This is a genomic window from Clostridium sp. 16K-1-R1, assembly GCF_023921145.1.
Classification (GTDB): domain Bacteria; phylum Bacillota; class Clostridia; order Clostridiales; family Clostridiaceae; genus Sarcina; species Sarcina perfringens.
Map to the genome: position 1 here is coordinate 1,393,850 of NZ_CP046515.1, position 20,276 is coordinate 1,414,125.

A 20,276-nucleotide genomic window follows, 5' to 3' on the forward strand; every position below is an offset into this window, starting at 1 on the left:
ATCATTACTAAAAACTGATATTATAAATCGAATTTATATTGACAATATAATAAAAAAGTAATATCTTAATTTTATAATTAATTGTATAAAATTTAATGTAGCATATTTAAAGGATTAAAGGGAGCTATTATGGATAAATATAATATTTTAAAGTTAGAAAACCAACTTTGTTTTAGATTATATGCTTCTTCAAGAGAAGTTATAAAGAAATATAAACCTATTTTAGATCAATATAATTTAACTTATACACAATATTTAACAATGCTTGTTTTGTGGGAAAATGAAAGAATAACAGTTAAAGGGATTGGTGAAAAATTGCATCTTGATTCTGGAACTTTAACACCTCTTATAAAAAAGTTAGAAAAGATGAATCTTGTAACAAAATATAGATCAAAAGAGGATGACAGAGTTGTAATAGTTGAATTAACAGATGAGGGAAGAAATTTAAAAGATGATATGATAGATGTGCCAAGAAAGGCTTTTTGTTCTTTAGGAATAGAAAAAGAGCAAATATTAGAACTTAAGAAAAATTTAGACTCATTACTAGAAATATTAAAATAAAAAGCATGTATATAAGCATATATATATGCTTTTTTTATATTAAATATGGATAAATTTACGTGTTATATAGTAAATTTTATTTTTTAGTTAAGACAAGAGCAAAAAATAAATAGAAGTATACATAAAGTCTTTAAGATTAATTCTTAAAGACTTTTTTTATAAAATTTTAAGAAGAAAATCTTTATACAATCTTAATACTAACAAATAAAACTCTAACGCCATCTTAATACGCTTTTAAATATAATAATTTAAGAAAGGGGAGAGAAATATGGATTTAATTTTAATCATCACTGGATTAACATTTTTAATACTATTTATTTACCTTTGGTATATATTGCTTAGGGGGGAGAGAAATGAGTAATGCAATTTTACAGTATTCTTTATACTTAATAATTTTAGTTCTATTAGCAATTCCGTTAGGAAAATATATCGGAAAAGTTATGAATGAAGAAAAGGTATTTTTATCAAAATTAATATTACCTTGTGAAAATTTTATATATAAGGTTCTAGGAATCAATGAAGAGGATATGGATTGGAAAAAATATTCATTTTCAGTTTTAGCATTTAGTGCTGTAGGATTTATATTTTTATTTGCTTTGAATTTGTTACAAGGAGTATTACCATTGAATCCTGAAGGAATAAGTGGAAGTTCATGGGATTTGAGTTTTAATACAACAGCAAGTTTTATTACAAATACAAATTGGCAGGCTTATTCTGGTGAAAGTCAATTAAGTTATTTAACTCAGATGCTTGGATTAACAGTTCAAAACTTTTTATCAGCAGGAGTTGGTATTGCTGTTTTGTTTGCTTTAATAAGAGGATTTACAAGGGTAAACAAAAGTGGATTAGGAAACTTTTGGAGGGATTTAACAAGGATTGTTCTTTATTTATTAGTTCCTCTTTCAATAGTTCTTTCAATACTATTAGTTTCGCAGGGAACAGTACAAAATTTTAAACCTTATGAAGAGGTAGCTTTACTAGAGGAAATTGTTTTAGATGATGGAAATAGAGTTACTAGTCAAATAGTACCTCAAGGACCAGCAGCAAGCCAGGTAGCTATAAAACAATTAGGAACTAATGGAGGAGGTTTCTTCGGGGTAAACTCAGCTCATCCTTTAGAAAATCCAACAGCTTTTTCAAATTTATTAGAAATGTTATCTATACTTTTGATTCCAGCGGCTCTTTGTTTTACCTTTGGTAGAAATATAAAGGATAAAAAACAAGGGAGAGCTATATTTATAGCTATGTTTACTTTGCTTATTATTGCATTATGCATAATCGGAGTAAGTGAAGCTAATGGAACACCACAATTAGCTCAAAATGGAGATGTAAACTTAGGATATATAGATCAGAGTGGTGGAAATATGGAAGGTAAGGAAAGTAGATTTGGAGTAGTTGGTTCTAGTACCTGGGCAGCTTTTACTACAGCAGCATCAAATGGTTCTGTAAACTCTATGCATGATAGTTTTACTCCAATAGGTGGAATGGTTACAATGCTTTTAATGCAGCTTGGAGAAGTTGTGTTTGGAGGTGTTGGGTGTGGTCTTTACGGAATGATAGCATTTGCAATAATAACTGTGTTCATAGCAGGGCTTATGGTTGGAAGAACTCCAGAATATTTAGGTAAAAAAATAGAGCCTTATGAGATGAAAATGGCAATGCTTATATGTTTAGCAACTCCTATTTCTATTCTTATAGGAAGCGCTTTAGCATCTATTAATCCAGAAATACTAAATAGTTTAACTAATTCAGGAGCCCATGGCTTTTCAGAAATTTTATATGCTTATTCTTCAGCAGGAGGAAATAATGGATCAGCCTTTGCAGGCTTAGGAGCTAATACTGTATTCATAAATGTAAGTATAGGATTAATCATGTTATTTGTTAGATTTGTACCTATGATTGCAACACTTGCCATTGCAGGTTCCTTAGTGAAAAAGAAAAAAGTTGCAACTAGTGTAGGAACATTGCCAACACATAATTTATTATTCATAGGATTACTAATTTTTGTAGTTTTATTAGTAGGTGCTTTAAGCTTTTTCCCAGCACTTGCTTTAGGTCCTATCGCTGAGTTTTTACAGATGATTGCTTAAGGAGGAGAAAAGTATGAAGGAGAAAGAAAATTCTTTATTTAATAGTAAAATGATTAAAAGAGCTATGAAAGATTCTTTTATAAAATTGAATCCAAAGATTCAATTACAGAATCCAGTAATGTTTATAGTATATATAGCTTCTATATTAACCACAGTTTTATATGTTTTTTCACTATTTGGAATAAAAGATAACTCACCATCTTTTATATTATTTATTTCAATTTTACTTTGGTTTACTGTTTTATTTGCTAATTTTGCTGAAGCTATTGCAGAAGGTAGAGGAAAAGCACAAGCTGATGCTTTGCGCTCTGCTAAGAAAGATATTTTGGCTAACAGAATAGAGTCCATAGAGACAAAGGAAAAGGTTAGTAAGGTTAATTCAACAGAGCTAAGAAAAGGAGATTTAATAATAGTTAAGGCCGGTGAACAAATACCTGCTGATGGTGATGTGGTCTATGGAGCTGCATCAGTAGATGAGAGTGCAATAACAGGAGAATCAGCTCCTGTTATAAGAGAAAGTGGAGGGGATAGAAGTGCCGTAACTGGAGGAACTCAAGTTATATCAGACTATATAGTAGTTAAGGTAAGTAATAACCCTGGAGAAAGTTTTATGGATAAAATGATAGCTATGGTAGAAGGAGCCTCTAGAAAGAAAACTCCAAATGAAATAGCTCTTCAAATACTATTAGTTTCTCTTACAATAATATTTTTAGTTGTTACAGCCTCATTATATGCTTATTCAGAATTTGCTTCTAATCAGAATGGAGTTATAAATAGCACTTCAGTGACATCATTATTAGCTTTATTAGTTTGTCTTGCACCTACAACAATAGGAGCCTTATTATCTGCCATTGGTATAGCAGGAATGAGTAGATTAAACCAAGCTAATGTTCTAGCTATGAGTGGAAGAGCCATAGAAGCTGCAGGAGATGTTGATATTTTAATGTTAGACAAAACTGGAACAATTACCTTAGGAAATAGACAGGCTAGTGAATTTTTACCTGTTGATGGGGCTAATATAGAAGAACTTGCAGATGCCGCCCAATTATCATCTTTAGCAGATGAAACTCCAGAAGGAAGAAGTATAGTTATTTTAGCAAAAGAACAGTTTGGAATTAGAGGAAGAGATTTAAGTTCTTCAAATGCTAAGTTTATTGAATTTACTGCTAAAACAAGAATGAGTGGTGTTGATTTTAATGGAGATGAAATAAGAAAAGGATCAGCAGAATCTATTAAAAAATATATAACTGAACATGGTGGGGATTTTTCTGATGAATGTGAGAAAAAAGTTGAAGAAATTGCTAGGAAAGGAGGAACTCCCTTAGTAGTAGCTAAAAATTATAAAGTTTTAGGAATAATATATTTAAAAGATATAGTAAAAAGAGGTGTTAAAGAAAAATTTTCTGATTTAAGAAAAATGGGAATAAAGACAATAATGATAACTGGAGATAATCCACTTACTGCAGCAGCAATTGCAGCAGAGGCTGGGGTTGATGACTTTTTAGCGGAAGCAACTCCAGAAGGTAAATTAAACATGATAAAAGACTTTCAAAAGAAGGGGCATTTAGTAGCCATGACTGGAGATGGAACTAATGATGCGCCAGCCCTAGCACAGGCAGACGTAGCTGTAGCAATGAACACAGGAACACAAGCGGCTAAAGAGGCTGGAAATATGGTAGATTTAGATTCATCGCCAACTAAATTAATAGAGATAGTAAAAATAGGGAAACAACTTCTTATGACTAGAGGTGCACTTACAACTTTTAGCATAGCTAATGATATAGCAAAATATTTTGCCATAATTCCTCCACTTTTTATAGGGTTATTTCCTGAATTATCAAGGTTAAATATAATGAATCTTCAAAGTCCAGAAAGTGCAATATTATCTGCAGTTATATATAATGCCTTTATAATAATATTTTTAATTCCTTTAGCTCTTAAGGGCGTTAAATACAGAGAGGTCTCAGCAAATAAGTTATTATCAAGAAACTTATTTGTATATGGATTAGGAGGTATTATAGCTCCATTTATAGCTATAAAAGGTATAGATATTTTAATAACAATGTTAGGAATAGTTTAGAGAGGAAGATTAATATGAAAATTATCAGGAAGTCTATTTTAGCTGTTTTGGTTTTTACAATATTATGTGGAATAATTTATCCAGTATCAACGACTGTGTTAGCACAAGTTTTATTTAAAGAAGAGGCAAATGGAAGCATTATAGAAGTAGATGGTAAAAAATATGGAAGTGAGTTATTAGGTCAACAATTTACAGATAATAAATATTTGTGGGGAAGGATTATGAATATAAATGTAGAAATGTTTAAGGATAGCAATGGAAAACCATTAATGTATTCATCTCCATCAAATTTAAGTCCAGCAAGTGAAGAATATGAAAAGTTAGTAAAAGAGAGGGTAGAGAGAATAAGAAGTTACAATAAAGGTAAGGAAGAAGAACCTATTCCTGTAGATTTGGTAACTTCATCAGGTAGTGGATTAGATCCACATATATCTGTTGCAGCAGCAAAATATCAAGTAGATAGAATTGCTAAGGAGAGAAATTTAAGTGTAGATTATGTTAATGAAATAATAGATAAATATACTACGGGAAGATTTTTAGGTATTTTTGGAGAAAAAACAGTTAATGTTTTAAAAGTTAATCTTGCTTTAGATGGTATATTACGAGAATAGGAGGATTATAAATGAGGGAAACTCGTCCTAATCCACAGGAAATATTAAAAGAAATAAATAAGAATGAAAAAGATAGTAAAAGAGGAAAACTTAAAATTTTCTTTGGATATGCTGCTGGGGTTGGGAAAACATATGCAATGTTAGAAGCGGCACATTCAGCAATTGCTATGGGACTAGATGTTGTAGTTGGATATATTGAGCCTCATACAAGACCAGAAACCCTAGCACTTTTAGAAGGATTAGAATTATTACCTAATTTAGAAGTAGCATATAGAGGATTGGTATTAAGGGAATTTAATTTAGATTTAGCTTTAAGTAGAAAACCAGATTTAATCATTGTGGACGAGTTAGCTCATACCAATGTTAAGGGACTTAGACATGAAAAGAGATATAGTGATATAGAGGAATTATTAGATGCTGGCATAGATGTTTATACTACTCTTAATGTTCAACACATAGAGAGTTTAAATGATGTAGTGGCATCTATAACTAATATAGTTGTTAAAGAGAGAATACCTGATAGAATATTTAAAAATGCTTTTCAAATTGAATTAATAGATGTAGATCCATCTGTCTTGATTGAAAGATTAAATAGTGGAAAAATATATGTTAAAAATCAAGCAAAAAAGGCATTAAAAAACTTTTTTATAAGAGAAAACTTAGTTGCTTTGAGAGAGTTAGCCTTAAGAGAGACTGCTAATAGTGTAAATAAAGAGGTTATGATAAATAAAAATGAAAATTTTTATCATACTAATGAGCATATATTGGTATGTTTAAGTTCTTCCCCTTCAAATAGTAAAGTAATTAGAACATCAGCAAGAATGGCAGAAGCCTTTCATGGAAAGTTTACTGCTTTATTTGTTGAAACAACTTCATCAAGAGAATTAAAAGAAGGAAATATTGAAAGGTTAAGAGAACATGTTAAATTAGCAAAAGATTTAGGGGCTAAAATAGAAACAGTTTATGGAGATGATGTTGCATATCAAGTTTCAGAGTTTTCTAAGATTAGTTCAGTTTCAAAAGTTATAATAGGGAGAACAAAGAAGAAAAGACATCTATGGTCAAGATTTGGTATTGTAGACAGATTAATAGAATTAGCTCCAGAGCTAGACGTTTATATAATACCAGATGAAGAAGAAAATGTAGAAGATATAAATAAAATTTGCTTAAATAAAGAAAAAATAACAATTAAAGATTCTTTAAAAACTTTGGGGATTTTAATTATTACAATTATTATAAGCTTATTCTTTGAAAATTTAGGTTTTAGTGAAGCTAATATAATAATAGTATTTATTTTAGGTGTTTTAATTATAGCAAAGGAGACTTATGGAAGAATATATGGAGTTATATCTTCCTTATTTAGTGTTTTACTTTTCAACTTTTTCTTCACAGAACCTAAATTTACTTTTAATGCTTATGATTCAAGCTATATATTTACGTTTTTTATAATGCTTGTATCAGCTTTAATAACTAGTACTCTTACAAATAAAGTTAAAGTACAGGCTAATAAATCAGCAATAACAGCATATAGAACAAATATTTTATTAGAATCTAGTAGTGAGCTTGGAAGATGTTCAGATTTAGAAGAAATTATTTTAAAGTCTCAAGAGCAAGTTAGTAGATTAGTAAAAAAACCTGTAGTAGTTTATAAGGCGAAGAATAGTCAAATTGAAAATATATATAATTATAAATTCAAAGATGGAAGTGAATTAAGTGATAAATATATTAACTTAGACGAACAGGGAGTAGTACTTTGGGTTATCAATAATAGAAAATATGCTGGAAAGGGTACAGAAACATTGCCTGGAGCTAAAGCTATGTATATTCCTGTATTAGGACAAGAGGATATAGGCATAGTAATAGGGATAATTTTAGAAGAAGGAGAGGAATTAGAGGAAGGAGAAAAATCCTTACTAATTGCAATGATAAATCAAGTATCTTTTGTCATAGATAATTATATTTTAGAAGAAGCAAAGAAGCAGGCTTTAATGCAAGCTGAGAATGAAAAATTTAAAGCAAATTTATTAAGGGCTGTTTCTCATGATTTAAGAACACCCTTAACAAGTATATCTGGAAGTGCAAGTTTGCTTTTAAATAATAATTTTGACGAAGAAACTAAAAGAAAGTTAACATTAGATATATATGATGATTCAATTTGGTTAATAAACTTAGTTGAAAATTTACTTTCTGTTTCAAGAATAGATAATGGAAATATAAATTTAAATAGAGAAGCTCAATTAGTAGAAGAAATTATTTTAGAGGCTTTGCAACATGTTAATAGAAATGCCTGTGACTATAATATAGAAATTGATTTGAAAGATGAATTGTTAATGGTTAATGCTGATGTAAGACTTATAATACAAGTAATAATAAATATTGTTGATAATGCAATAAAGTATACAGAAAAAAGATCAAATATAAAAATAAGTGCCTTTTCAAAAGGAGATAATGTAATAATTGAGATAGCAGATAATGGTGTAGGAATTAGTAAAGAAGATAAGGAACATATATTTGATATGTTTTTTACATCTAAGAAAAATATTAGTGATAGTAGAAGAGGATTAGGGTTAGGGTTAGCATTGTGCAAATCAATTATAAATGTACATGAAGGAGAAATATATGTTAGAGATAATAAACCTAGGGGAACTATAATTGGCTTTAGTTTGCAGAGATTTGAGGTGAATAATAATGAAACCAGCAATTTTAGTTATTGAAGATGAAAAAGCCATAAGAAATTTTGTAACAGCTACATTAGAAATAAATTCATATAAGTGTCATACGGCTTTTAATGGTTCACAAGGAATGATTTTAGCAATATCAAAAAGACCAGATATTATAATACTAGATTTGGGACTACCTGATATGGATGGCATAGAAATAATTAAAAAAGTAAGAGAATGGTCAAATTGTCCAATAATTGTAGTTAGTGCAAGAAGTGAAGATAGAGATAAAATTGAAGCCTTAGATTTAGGGGCTGATGATTATTTGACTAAACCATTTAGTGTAGATGAGTTAATGGCTAGAATAAGAGTTGCTATAAGAAAAATGAACTATGATAGAAATAATACACAGGAAATACAAGAGTTTGTAAATGGAGACTTAAAAATTGATTATACTTCAGGATGTGTATTTTTAAATGAAGAAGAGATACATTTAACTCCAATTGAATATAAATTACTATGTTTACTTTCTAAAAATGTTGGAAGAGTTCTTACCCACAATTATATATTAAAAGAAATTTGGTCTAGCACTTGTGAAAGTGATATTCCTTCATTACGAGTTTTTATGGCAACTTTAAGAAAAAAGTTAAGCAAAAAGGCTGTGGATACAAATTATATACAAACCCATATAGGTGTTGGATATAGACTGCTTAGAATTCAAGATAAGGATAGTGAACTTTAATATGAGTATTATAATTTCAAAGTGTTTAATAGATGATTTAATAGAACAAATTGAGTTTATAATGAAAAAGGTAGAGGGATTAAAAGAGAGTACCTATATAAAAGAATCTCTAAAGAAAGCAAGAAAGTATATTTGCTCTAGGGAATATGATAAGGCTGAATTATTATTAAAAAATGCTTTAATAATTAATAGTAGTTCAGCAGAAATAGAAAACTTACTTGGAGTAATTGAAGAAAAAAGAGGAAATGTTTTGTTAGCACAAAGATATTATAGGGCAGCATTAGCCTTTGAACCTTGTTATTTACCTGCAGATAACAATTTAAAGAGAACTGTTTTTTATAATAGTGGTATATCAAAATTTGATTTGGGATAAATGAGTTAAGAGAGATCTCCTATATATTAAATTAGTTATTTAATATATAGGAGATTAATTATTGGAAGTTTGTTAATAAAACTAATTTTAAGTATTATAATAATTTTTATATAGCATATTTATTGATAGATTAAAAAATGAAAATGTTTAAAAATAGTATAGAGATAGTTGTTTTATTTTTAACAAAATACTTTTGGTATGATAAAATTAATCTGAAATTTTTAAACAAAGGATGTCGTAATATGAAATATAAAAGATATTTTATATCACTTGTACTTATTTTAGCTATGGTAAGTATTGCAGAAATTACAGGGGAAAGAGAGATAATATTTCCAGAGGTGGCTGCTTTAGTTGTTGGATCTTGGGTTTTAGAAAAGCAACCTTGGAAGGTTAGCAAATTAGGATTAGTAGGTCTTATGACACTATGTTCTATAGTAGGGGTATTTATTGTAAGATATGTTAACTTAGGGTTAACTATTGAAGTTTTAATAGGATTAGTTTTTACTGGGCTTATATTAAAGCTATCAAAAACAACTCTTGTGCCAATTATTTCAGCTTGTATTTTACCTATTGTACTTAGAACTGAGACTTGGGTTTATCCAATATCAGTATTTATACTTACTATACTTATAGTTTCAATTAAGTATTTTATAGAAGATTATGGAGTAAGTGAAGAGGTAAGAGAAGAATTTAAAGAAGAAATTACTAAACTTGAAAGAAATACTTCACTTAGAAAAAAAGAATTTATTAGATTATTGAAGATATTTATTACTGTAGGTATATTAACATATTTCTCTGTTAAATTTAATATTACTTTATTAATAGCACCACCTTTAATAGTTGCTTTTATAGAACTTACAAATGAACATTGTAAATTTAGGAAGCGTTCAAAAAGTTTATTATTATTGTTTATTGTTGTAGCTATTTTAGGATTTATATTTAGAATTGGATTTAACGAATATTTAGGAATGCCTTTATGGCTTTGTACTATTTTTCTATTAATTAGTTTATTTATATGTCTTGAAATATTTAATATGTACTTTCCACCAGTTGCAGCAATTGCTGTTTTGCCAATGCTATTAACTAGTAAACAAGTAATGTTTTATCCATTTCAAATTGCTATAGGATGCTTTATATTTATAACTATTGCTATGATTTTTTTTAGAGAAGAAAAATGTATTGTTGACACTTTTAAGAATTAAAATAAATTTATTGAAAAAATAATTGGTCATAGAAATTTATGACCAATTATTTTTTTAGGGATTTTTATTATAGTTAACTTTAAATTATAGTCCTTCTAGCTTATTTAGAATCATCATCATGAACTTCTATATCTATTACTCCTATTGTTTCACTTGTAACTTCTTCTTCAGCTTTTTCTATTTTTTCAAGTTCTGTATCAATTTTATTATCAATATTTGAAATTTGTTTTTTTAGTACATTGTTTTCATATCTTCTATATATTAACCATGCTAAGAATCCAAATATAATAGGACCAGAAATTTGGAAGATTACAGCAACATAATCTTTATTTTCTGAAGTAAGAGGTTGTATTATTGTAAATATATTAGCAAAACCAACTGTTAATGTTACTATGATAGACCAAACTAAAGCGCTCTTATAATTTTTATATACTTCAAAAGGTTTTACAATTTCTTTTTTCTTCTTGAAGAATGAAAAAGCAAAGGATAAAAACATATAAGGTAATGTCATGGCTACATTCCCCATAAGTATTAAATAGTTAAAGAATTTAGATGAATCTTCGCCACCCATTGAGCAACATAAAACAAATATAATTACTGTTATACATTGAATCCACATAGCTGTAGCTGGCATATTTTCTTTGTTTAATCTTGTCCATTTTTCAGGCCAAATATCCTTAGGAGTACCTTCTATTAATTGTTTTAAAGGAGAGTAGCTTAAAGCGAAGAAGGCACCTATAAGTGCTAAAAACATTGAAAGTCCTATAAATCTAGCAAAGAAGTTACCTAACATTGTACAAGCATTAGCACTTAAGCCAATTGCTTCTCCTATGTAATAACCAAGATAATTTACTACAATATATGCTATATTTGCCATATTTACATCAGGACCAGTTAAGTCTCTATTCCAATTAACAAAGAAACCAATACATAAAATTCCTATTGCATAACCAATAACAATTACAAAAGCAGAAATTTTTATTCCTTTAGGGAAATTCTTTTTAGGATTTTCAGTTTGGTCAACTAATCCACCAACTACTTCTATTCCACCATAAGCAAATATTGCAAATACAACGAAGCCAAGTACGCCTAAAGGGGATTGATATGCAGGGTTTGGAGAATGTATGAACTGTTCAATATTAAAACCTTGAGCTGATTCAAAACCATTGCTTGCTAGTACGAAAAAACCACCAAGAATTAAAACTACATTAGCTAAGGCAACAACTGTTCCTCCTATGGATGTAATTTTTGAAATTTTATTTAATCCTTTAGAAGAAATAAATGTTATTGTTATTAGTAATATTATAGCTAGCACAGCCATTGCACGAGGGCCTGTTAAACCAAATATATTCCAAGTGGAAGTTGTATCTTTACCAAAAAATACATTAGATAAAGGAATCCATATAGATGATGATACAGATACCATCCATATTAGATTTGAAGAAAACCACATAAAGGTTACTATAAAAGCAAACTTAGGGTTTACTGATTTAGCCATCCAAGAATATATTCCTCCCTTTTCTTTTCTAAAGGCAGCACCATATTCAGCCATCATAAAAGCATAAGGAATAAAAAATAAAATAGCTGACATTATATACCATATGATTCCGCTATAAGCCATTAAATAAAAGGTTCTTGGCATATTAGTAAAGCCATAAACAGATGTAAAGATCATAAGGATTAAGGCTGTTAGGGTTAATTTACTTTTTTCTTTTGATTCCATATAAAATCACCTCTCATATATACTTTTAAAGCCTTATTTTTCTTAAGTATACAAATAATACACATTAAATTAAAGTAAAGTATGTTAATAAATTAATGGTTTGTTAATAAAAAGAAGGAGAAAATATCTGTAAAAGAATATATTTTTATAAAATAAGTAAATTTTAAATGGTTTTCATATAAAAGTAATAAATTTACCAAAATTTATAAAATTAATTAAAGTGTATAATTTTGAGTTTAATTTATATTATTTACTATTAAAGTAGGGGTTAATGTAATAGATATTAAATAATATATAAAAATTATTTTAAATAAATAGAAATTTGAGATTTAATTATAATAAACTGACAATTTAAGATTTGTAATCATATAATTTATATATATGTAATTTTTAGGTGATTTAATGTCATTAAAAAATCAAAGATATTTATGGATTTTAGGAGTAGTATATTTTTTATAGTAACTATAGTTTTTCTTATAGAAGGTTCATATTTGGGGTGGCTTAGCATAATAAATTCTTTTCTATTAGGTATTACTGTTTTTAAGGTGAAGAAAAATTTAAAAGATACATAGGTATTTTTTAGAGTAAACTATCTTATTAGAAAATATAATTTCATAAATAGTTAATATATGCTAGGAATAAAGAGAAGGGAAGTACACAAACTATTTTTGAGGTGATATTAATGAGTAAAAAAAATAACAACAAAAAACACATAAATCATAATCCTCAAAGTGAAAGTGTAAAAGCTGTTTTTGGAGAACCAAAAGCAAAGGGAGATGAATTCACTCCAAAAACTTTTAAGTAGACTAAGAGTTCTCTCCAAAAAAATTAATAGTAATCCTTAATCATATAAGAAAAGGTAACTTATAGTAAGTTACCTTTCCTTATATTAAAGTTAATTAGAAGAATCAGAAGAGTTATCTTCTAGATAAGTATAGGTATTTCTTCCTCTTGTTTTAGATATATATAGTGCTTTATCAGAAAATTTAATTGCATTTTTCAGATCATTTTTAGTATATGTAGTATATATTCCAATACTAAAGGTTACATGGTCTGAAGTCTTTGAATATTTATGTTTTATATTTAAATTATCTAAATTTTCTTTGATTCTTTTAGCGTAGTTAATAGAAGAATACTTAGAAGCACCTTTTAGTAAAACACAAAATTCTTCCCCTCCATAACGTGCAACTATATCTTCTTTACGAGAGTTTTTTTCAAGTACAGAGGCTATACTTTTTAGTATAAAATCACCAGCTTGATGACCATAATTATCATTATAAAGTTTAAAATAATCTACATCTATCATTAGAAAAGAAATAGGCAAATCTTTTTCTTTTAAATTATTTATGTAAGAGTCTAAAAAACGCCTGTTATAAATATTGCAAAGCCCATCTTTTAAAGAATCTAATTTTGAATCCCTAGCTTTTTTTAAGTAAAAAAGCACTAATAGAATAGAGGTTAAAAATAGAATTATCAAAATAATAATGGTCTCTTTTAAAAATGGTAATTCGTGATTGTTTATAATTTTATTATCTATATAATATTTAAATTCATAGTTATTTATATCATTTATTGAAGTTTGTTTTTCATAATATTTATTTATTAAAGAATCTACCTGCTTATTATCATTTAGTTTTCTATAAATTGATATTCTTTCGCTGATAGAAAAAAGTGAAACATAAGAAGCACCTTCATTATCAGCTAATTTTTCTAGTTTTGAAAAGTAGTCTAATGCTAGATCAAAATCTCCAATACTTTTATAGTACATACCATAAGAACGAGTTTTAATCATTTCTAATTCAGAATATATAACATCTTTATTTTTAATCTCTAATTCTTCTATTTCAGAAATATAGTTTGGTACTAAATCAAGATTATTTTCTGATATTGCTTTTATTATTAAATAGGAATCTAAAAGGATTTTTAAGTCTTCTAAATCATTTTCAGGGCCATAATAATAAGAGTTAGATGCCTTTGCTATTGTAGAGTTAAAATCAGTCATATCATTTACAGCAAAATAAGTTTCAGCTAAGTTTAATAAAGTATATTCTTTAAGGTAAGAATCTTCATTCCTAAATAATAATGATGAATCTAGCATTTTATCTAAAATATTAGTAGCAGTAACATAGGCCCCCATATATCTATAAGCAGATGTCATGTTTAGTTTAATAATTATCTTTGACTCTTTATCAGCATATTTAAAGGCTTCTTCATAATAAGATAAAGCATTTAAAAATTTTTCTTGTTGAAGATTTATTATAGCTAAATAATTATAAATTTCGAACTTTAAATTATCAGGTAAACTATAAAACATATCTTTATTATCTATAATTGAATAAAGTTTATTTTCAGAATCTTTAAAATTTCTTTTTTTCATCTCTAATTTAGATTCATATAAAATTACATTAGTTTTTTTTATATATTTTTCATTTTTTTTATTTACTTTAAATTTATAAAAAGAAAATATAAATAAATTAATAACTATTAAAAAAATTAATAAAATTAAAAAATATTTCTTTTTTCTATTTTTCATAAATGCTCCTAAATTTCGTAAAAGTTAGAATTTATGTTTTTCATTAACATATAACAAAAAAAAGTATACCATAAATATTAAATAAATGTATATAAGATGAATAAATCATTAAATATAAAAACATTAAACTCACTTTTGATATTGTTTACATTATTACCAATAAATGGTAAAATAATGAAGGAGTTAAGCTAAGGGGGGAATTTTATGTTTAGCAAAAAGACTATTGCTAATATATTAAGTATTGCTTTATTTTCAAATATTGTAATTAATAATTTTAGCATTAACGAAGTTTTAGCAAATGTAAAAAAAGTAAAAATTGAAGATGGTGTTTTTTGGGCAAATAATCCTGAAAAATTTGAAGACAATCGGGAAAAAGCACATGCTACTTTAATGCCTTTTAATAGTATTGAAGAAGCATTAAATAATCCTAACTACTCTGATTATTCTAATTCAGAGAATTATATGTCTTTAAATGGAGAATGGAAATTTAATTTAGTAGAAACTTATGATAAAGATATAAAAGATTTTTATAAAACCGATTTTGATTCTAGTTCATGGAATACTATACCTGTTCCATCTAGTTGGCAATTGCATGGATATGATCAGCCAAGGTATAATGATACAGCTTATCCTTGGGAATATCAAGATAATATACCAGAACCGCCTGATGTACCAACAGACTATAATCCAATTGGATATTATAAGAAAAAATTTACTATTCCTGAAGGATGGGATAATAAAGAAGTTTTTGTATCATTTCAAGGAGTTGAATCTGCATATTACTTATATATAAATGGAGAATATGTGGGTTATAGTGAGGATTCATTTACTGGACACGATTTTAATATAGGAAAGTTTTTAAAAGAGGGAGAAAATGAAATATCTGTAAAAGTTCACAGATGGAGTGATGGAAGTTGGTTAGAATCACAAGATATGATAAAGCTTAGTGGGATATTTAGAGATGTGTTCTTATATTCTACACCTAAAGCTCATATAAGAGATTATACTTTAGTTACAGATTTAGATGATAAATATAGAGATTCTAATTTGAATGTTGAAATTGATATTTCTAATTATGGTATTAAAGCTGGAAAATATAAAATAAAAGGTATTTTATATGATGAAAATAAAAAAATAGTAAATGAAGATATTAGTGAATTTGAATTAAATGATGAAGAAAATGTATTAGTTTCTATTAATACTAGAGTTGAAAATCCTAAAAAATGGACAGCGGAAACTCCTAATTTATATACTTATGTAATTGCTTTAGAAAATGAAAATGGTGAAGTGGTAGAAACTATAAGTAACAAGTTTGGATTTAGAAAAATAGAAATTAAAAATAATCAAGTATGTATAAATGGACAGCCTATATCATTTAAAGGAGTGAATAGGCATGAATTTTTACCTGATACTGGTAGAACACTTACGGAAGAAAGTATGATAGAAGATATAAAGCTTATGAAAAAAAATAATATAAATGCAGTAAGGTCATCTCATTATCCTAATGATCCAAGATGGTACGATTTATGTAATGAGTATGGACTATATGTTATGGATGAAGCTAATTTGGAAACTCATGGAAGATTAGATGATATTCCTCAGAGTAGACCAGAATGGACCGAGGCGGTTATAGATAGACAGAGATCGATGTTAGAGAGATCAAAAAATGAAACAAGTATAATAATGTGGTCATTAGGAAATGAGTCAAGTGGAGGGGAAAATTTTGAAATAGCTGCAAAGTGGATAAAGGAAAATGATCCTACTAGATTAGTTCATTATGAAGCGGAGAGGACTGTAGGAGACGTATATAGTAGAATGTATAGAACTATAGAAGAAATGGAAGCCTATGCAAATGATCCTGATAATAAAAAGCCATATATACAATGTGAATATGCTCATGGAATGGGAAATAGTATAGGTAATTTACAAAAATATTGGGATGTCTTTGATAAATACGATATAATGCAAGGTGGATTTATATGGGATTGGGCTGATCAAGCTATAAGAATGAAAGATAAAAACACAGGTGAAGAATTTCTAAGTTATGGTGGCGATTGGGGAGATAGTGAATTTACGGATGGGAATTTCTGTGCTAATGGCTTAGTTTCAGCTGATAGAACAGTTCAACCTGAACTTCAAGAAGTAAAAAAGGTTTATCAAGAAATAGAGATAGAGGATATTGATATTTTAAATGGTAAAGTAAAGATAGTAAATGAACATTTATTTACTAATTTAAATAAATACAAAGGAAAATGGGAGTTAAGAGCCGATGATAATATATTACAAAATGGGGAGTTAGATATTTCTGTTGATCCATTAAGTAGCAAGGAATTTACGATTCCATTTAAAAAGCCAGAACTTAGTCCAGGGGTTGAGTATTGGTTAAATATAAGTTTTGAATTAAAGGATGATGAGCCTTGGGCTGAAAAAGGATATGTAATATCAAAAGAACAATTTAAACTTCCTTTTGATAATGAAATGGAAAAAGGAATTGATTTAAATTCAATGAATTCAATAGAACTTAAAAATGATGAAAATAATGTGCAAATTATAGGTGATGGATTTAAGGTTTCTTTTGATAAGAAACTTGGTGCTTTAGAATCATATAAAATAGATAAAGAAGGGAATGAAATTGAGCTTATAGAAGAACCTATAAGACCTAATTATTGGAGAGCACCTAATGATAATGACAAAGGATTTGGTGCTGAAGAAAGATTTGATACTTGGAGATATGCAGGTGCAAATGCTAAAGTAGAAAATCTAGAAGTTATAGAAGTAGGAGATAAGGCTGTAAAAGTAAATGTAGACTTTATATTACCAACTAATATAGAATCTAAACTTAATGTTGAATATATTGTTTATGGAAATGGAGAAGTTTCTGTAAATAATACACTTAATGCTTCTAAAGGTCTTTCAGAAATACCAGAAATAGGAATGATGCTTAAACTTCCTAAAGAATTTGATAGTATTACTTGGTATGGAAGAGGACCAGAAGAAAATTATATAGATAGAAATACTGGGTATGATATTGGTGTTTATAACAAGAATGTTAAAGATTTCTTCTTCCCATACTTAGAACCATCCGAAACAGGAAATAGAACAGATACAAGATGGGTAACATTAACTAATAATAATGGAGTAGGATTAATGGCATCTGGAATACCTAGTATAGAATTTAATGCATTACAGTATACTCCAGAAGAACTTTCATCCGGTAAACGTCATCCACATGAGTTAGCAAAAGAAGATAGTATAGTTTTAAGAATTAATCATAGACAAATGGGTGTTGGAGGAGATAACAGCTGGGGAGCAACTCCACATAGAGAATTTATGAATGAATCTGGTAAAATATATAATTATTCTTTTAAAATTAAAGGTATCGACAAAAGTTCTTCTCCAATGGAAATAAGTAAAAAGAATTTAAAGGAAGATTTAATTAAGGATATTAAAATTGATGGTGTTAGTTTAAGGGGCTTTAATGAAAATATTACAGAGTATAACATAGATTACTTAGAGAAAACATTGGAAAAACCTCCAGTAATAGAAGTTGTAAAAGCTAATGATAATATAGATGTAGAGGTAGAAAATGTATATACAATACCAGGAAAAGCAACCATTAAGGTTAATCATAAGGATGAGCTTTTAAATAAAATTTATACTAAAGAATATGTTATAAATTTTGGAACACATAATGTGGAATATCTTTCAGATATAAGTTGGAAAAGCGCAACTTCTGGCATGTATGAACCTGTAAAAGATAGGTCTGTAGTTAATAATCCATTAGTGTTAAAAATTGATGGAGAAATAAAAACTTTTGATAAAGGTGTGGGAGTAAACTCAAACTCAGAAATAGTAGTTGATTTAAAAGGAAAAGGTTATGAAAAATTTGAAGCTTATGTTGGCATGGATAGAGGAGTAAGTGGATATGGATCTTCTATAGTAGCTAGAGTTGAGGTTGATGGCAAGGAGGTATTCAATAGTGAGAAAATATATAGTACTTCTAATTGTCATAATGTTGAAGTAGATTTAAAAGGTGCTGAAAAATTAGCATTATATATTGATGACTATGACAATAATATTAAGTATGATCATGGAAATTGGGCTGATGCTAAATTTATAAAAGCTGAGGCAAATAAAGATACTTCCTTAAAAGCTTTTATATTAAGGTTATTTCAGAGGCAAGCACTATGAAAACTTATAAAATAAACTTTGAATTAAATGGAAATTCTACAGAAGATGATGAGAAGCCTGGAGATGTAGAAAAACCAAATGATAATGACTTAGATGAAAATAATAAGCCAGAAGATTCTGAGGGATTACCAAATACAGGACAAAGTGTTATTAACTTTGCTATTATTGGAATTATTTCATCTTTAGCAGGAGTAAAACTATTAAGAAGAAAAAATAAATAATTAAAATTTTAGTTTTTAATAAGCCTTTCTAAATTTTAGAAAGGCTTTTTTATATAATCTAAATTAATAAAAAGTCATAAAAGTGATAAAAAGTTAACATTAAAGTTACTAAAATAAAATTGATGAATGGTTAACTTTTTTGTATTTTGATAATATTTTTTTGATAATTTATATAAAAATTTAAGTTTAATAATGAAATTAAAGGAAAATTTTAGAATTTAAATTATGGTATATTTTAAATGAAATTAATGGATACTAAAGATGAAAATGTTTTTATCTTAGGATAATTGGGAATTAAGCTAATTGACTTAGTATATTCAGGTTTATATAATCAAATACGTCATTGAGAAAAAATATATAGGTAAGGTGATAAAATGTCGAAAAAAGTAAAAGTGATATTTACCATATTATTAGCATTATTAGTAGTTGGAGGATTAAGCAAAATATTCTTAAGTAAACATAGCAGTGAATATGCTTATAATATAGGTGATACAGTAAAAATTAAGGATCAAAGTTTAGTAGTAAATAGTGTTAAAACAAGTATGGTTGAAGGAAATGATAAACCAAAAGAGGGAAATGAGTTTCTTATTTTAAATTTAACTCTTAAAAATAATGGAGATTCAGAATTAAATTATAATCCATATAGTTTCCAAATTGAAAATGCCAAAGGCGAAATAAAAGATAGAACATTTACTGCGATTGATGGTAAGGAAGCTTTAGATAAGGGAACACTAGCACCAGGAGAAGAGGTTACAGGAACTATAGTAGTTCAAGAACCTATAGGAGCTAAGGATTTAAAGTTAAATTATGTTCCAAATATATTTAAAAAAGATGTAGCAACAGTTAAACTATAATATTCGACATTTATATACAGCAAAATTTATACTAATAGATTATATTTAAAATACAACAAAATATTTAGCATTTAAAAAGGTAATATTTATTAATATATTACCTTTTTATTTACATTTTTTTAAAAATTATGTTGACTAAGTGCAGAGTTTAAAATATAATAAAGTTAATTCATATAAGAATACTAAGAATTAACTTTCATAATATGAAAAGCTGTGATTAGAAAAGTAGAATTAATTTCTTTATTCAGAGAGAGTCTTCTAGGCTGAAAAAGACTTTAAAGAATTTTTTCATGAGTGCATCTATGAGCTTGTTTCCAGAAATAATCTTAGGTTAGAGTAGGGGAATGCGGGTATGCCCGTTATAGCAGAGTGGTATATTTGTACCTAAAGAGATTTTGTAGTTTAATTTAGCTTACTACTTAAAATCAGAGTGGA

Annotated in this window: 14 protein-coding genes; 12 read left to right on the forward strand and 2 right to left on the reverse strand. The window is 27.7% G+C overall.

From position 1 onward, the window contains the following. Positions 1-129 precede the first annotated feature (129 nt). From GOM42_RS06080 to GOM42_RS06115, 8 genes are all read left to right on the forward strand, one after another. Complete coding sequence (locus tag GOM42_RS06080; protein WP_003456274.1) at positions 130-561, forward strand: MarR family transcriptional regulator; 432 nt, start codon at positions 130-132, stop codon at positions 559-561. 353 nt (positions 562-914) lie between these two features. Next, on the forward strand, positions 915-2,651 hold the full coding sequence (gene kdpA / locus GOM42_RS06085) for a potassium-transporting ATPase subunit KdpA (RefSeq protein WP_110077418.1): 1,737 nt from the start codon (positions 915-917) through the stop codon (positions 2,649-2,651). Between the two features lie 13 nt (positions 2,652-2,664). Continuing rightward, positions 2,665-4,731, forward strand: coding sequence for a potassium-transporting ATPase subunit KdpB (gene kdpB, locus GOM42_RS06090; protein WP_003456252.1), 2,067 nt, complete (start codon positions 2,665-2,667; stop codon positions 4,729-4,731). A gap of 14 nt (positions 4,732-4,745) precedes the next feature. Beyond that, the gene (gene kdpC, locus GOM42_RS06095) at positions 4,746-5,342 is read left to right on the forward strand and encodes a potassium-transporting ATPase subunit KdpC (RefSeq protein WP_003456358.1); all 597 of its coding nucleotides are present in this window, start codon (positions 4,746-4,748) and stop codon (positions 5,340-5,342) included. Positions 5,343-5,353: 11 nt separating this feature from the next. After that, a complete protein-coding gene (locus GOM42_RS06100) occupies positions 5,354-8,056 on the forward strand; it encodes a sensor histidine kinase KdpD (protein ID WP_110077419.1) in 2,703 nt (900 codons plus the stop codon). Further along, on the forward strand, positions 8,031-8,744 hold the full coding sequence (locus GOM42_RS06105; RefSeq protein ID WP_003477659.1) for a response regulator transcription factor: 714 nt from the start codon (positions 8,031-8,033) through the stop codon (positions 8,742-8,744). The genes GOM42_RS06100 and GOM42_RS06105 overlap by 26 nt, the downstream gene beginning before the upstream one ends. A gap of 1 nt (position 8,745) precedes the next feature. Next, the gene (locus GOM42_RS06110; RefSeq protein ID WP_003456405.1) at positions 8,746-9,117 is read left to right on the forward strand and encodes a hypothetical protein; all 372 of its coding nucleotides are present in this window, start codon (positions 8,746-8,748) and stop codon (positions 9,115-9,117) included. Positions 9,118-9,359: 242 nt separating this feature from the next. Next, positions 9,360-10,319, forward strand: a complete 960-nt coding sequence (locus tag GOM42_RS06115; protein WP_110077420.1) for a hypothetical protein — start codon at positions 9,360-9,362, stop codon at positions 10,317-10,319. Between the two features lie 100 nt (positions 10,320-10,419). Here the strand turns inward: GOM42_RS06115 and yjeM are convergent, their stop codons facing one another. Further along, positions 10,420-12,042, reverse strand: a complete 1,623-nt coding sequence (gene yjeM, locus GOM42_RS06120; protein ID WP_252597724.1) for a glutamate/gamma-aminobutyrate family transporter YjeM — start codon at positions 12,040-12,042, stop codon at positions 10,420-10,422. A gap of 682 nt (positions 12,043-12,724) precedes the next feature. Here yjeM and GOM42_RS06125 point away from each other — a divergent pair. After that, a complete protein-coding gene (locus GOM42_RS06125) occupies positions 12,725-12,847 on the forward strand; it encodes a CPC_1213 family protein (RefSeq protein WP_003456254.1) in 123 nt (40 codons plus the stop codon). A 90-nt stretch (positions 12,848-12,937) separates the two neighbouring features. On the opposite strand, the gene GOM42_RS06130 is transcribed toward GOM42_RS06125, so the two are convergent. After that, positions 12,938-14,575 (reverse strand): GGDEF domain-containing protein, encoded by a 1,638-nt coding sequence (locus GOM42_RS06130; RefSeq protein WP_011590611.1) that lies wholly within the window; start codon positions 14,573-14,575, stop codon positions 12,938-12,940. Between the two features lie 204 nt (positions 14,576-14,779). On the opposite strand from GOM42_RS06130, the gene GOM42_RS06135 reads away from it, so the two are divergent. The 3 genes from GOM42_RS06135 (at position 14,780) to GOM42_RS06145 (ending at position 19,841) form a co-directional block, all read left to right on the forward strand. Further along, positions 14,780-18,766, forward strand: a complete 3,987-nt coding sequence (locus tag GOM42_RS06135) for a glycoside hydrolase family 2 TIM barrel-domain containing protein (RefSeq protein WP_252597725.1) — start codon at positions 14,780-14,782, stop codon at positions 18,764-18,766. Next, positions 18,763-18,987: an LPXTG cell wall anchor domain-containing protein gene (locus GOM42_RS06140; protein WP_243447927.1), complete on the forward strand. Its 225-nt coding sequence runs from the start codon at positions 18,763-18,765 to the stop codon at positions 18,985-18,987. Before GOM42_RS06135 ends, GOM42_RS06140 begins: the two co-directional genes overlap by 4 nt. A gap of 374 nt (positions 18,988-19,361) precedes the next feature. Continuing rightward, positions 19,362-19,841: a DUF4352 domain-containing protein gene (locus GOM42_RS06145; RefSeq protein ID WP_110077421.1), complete on the forward strand. Its 480-nt coding sequence runs from the start codon at positions 19,362-19,364 to the stop codon at positions 19,839-19,841. Positions 19,842-20,276 lie beyond the last annotated feature (435 nt).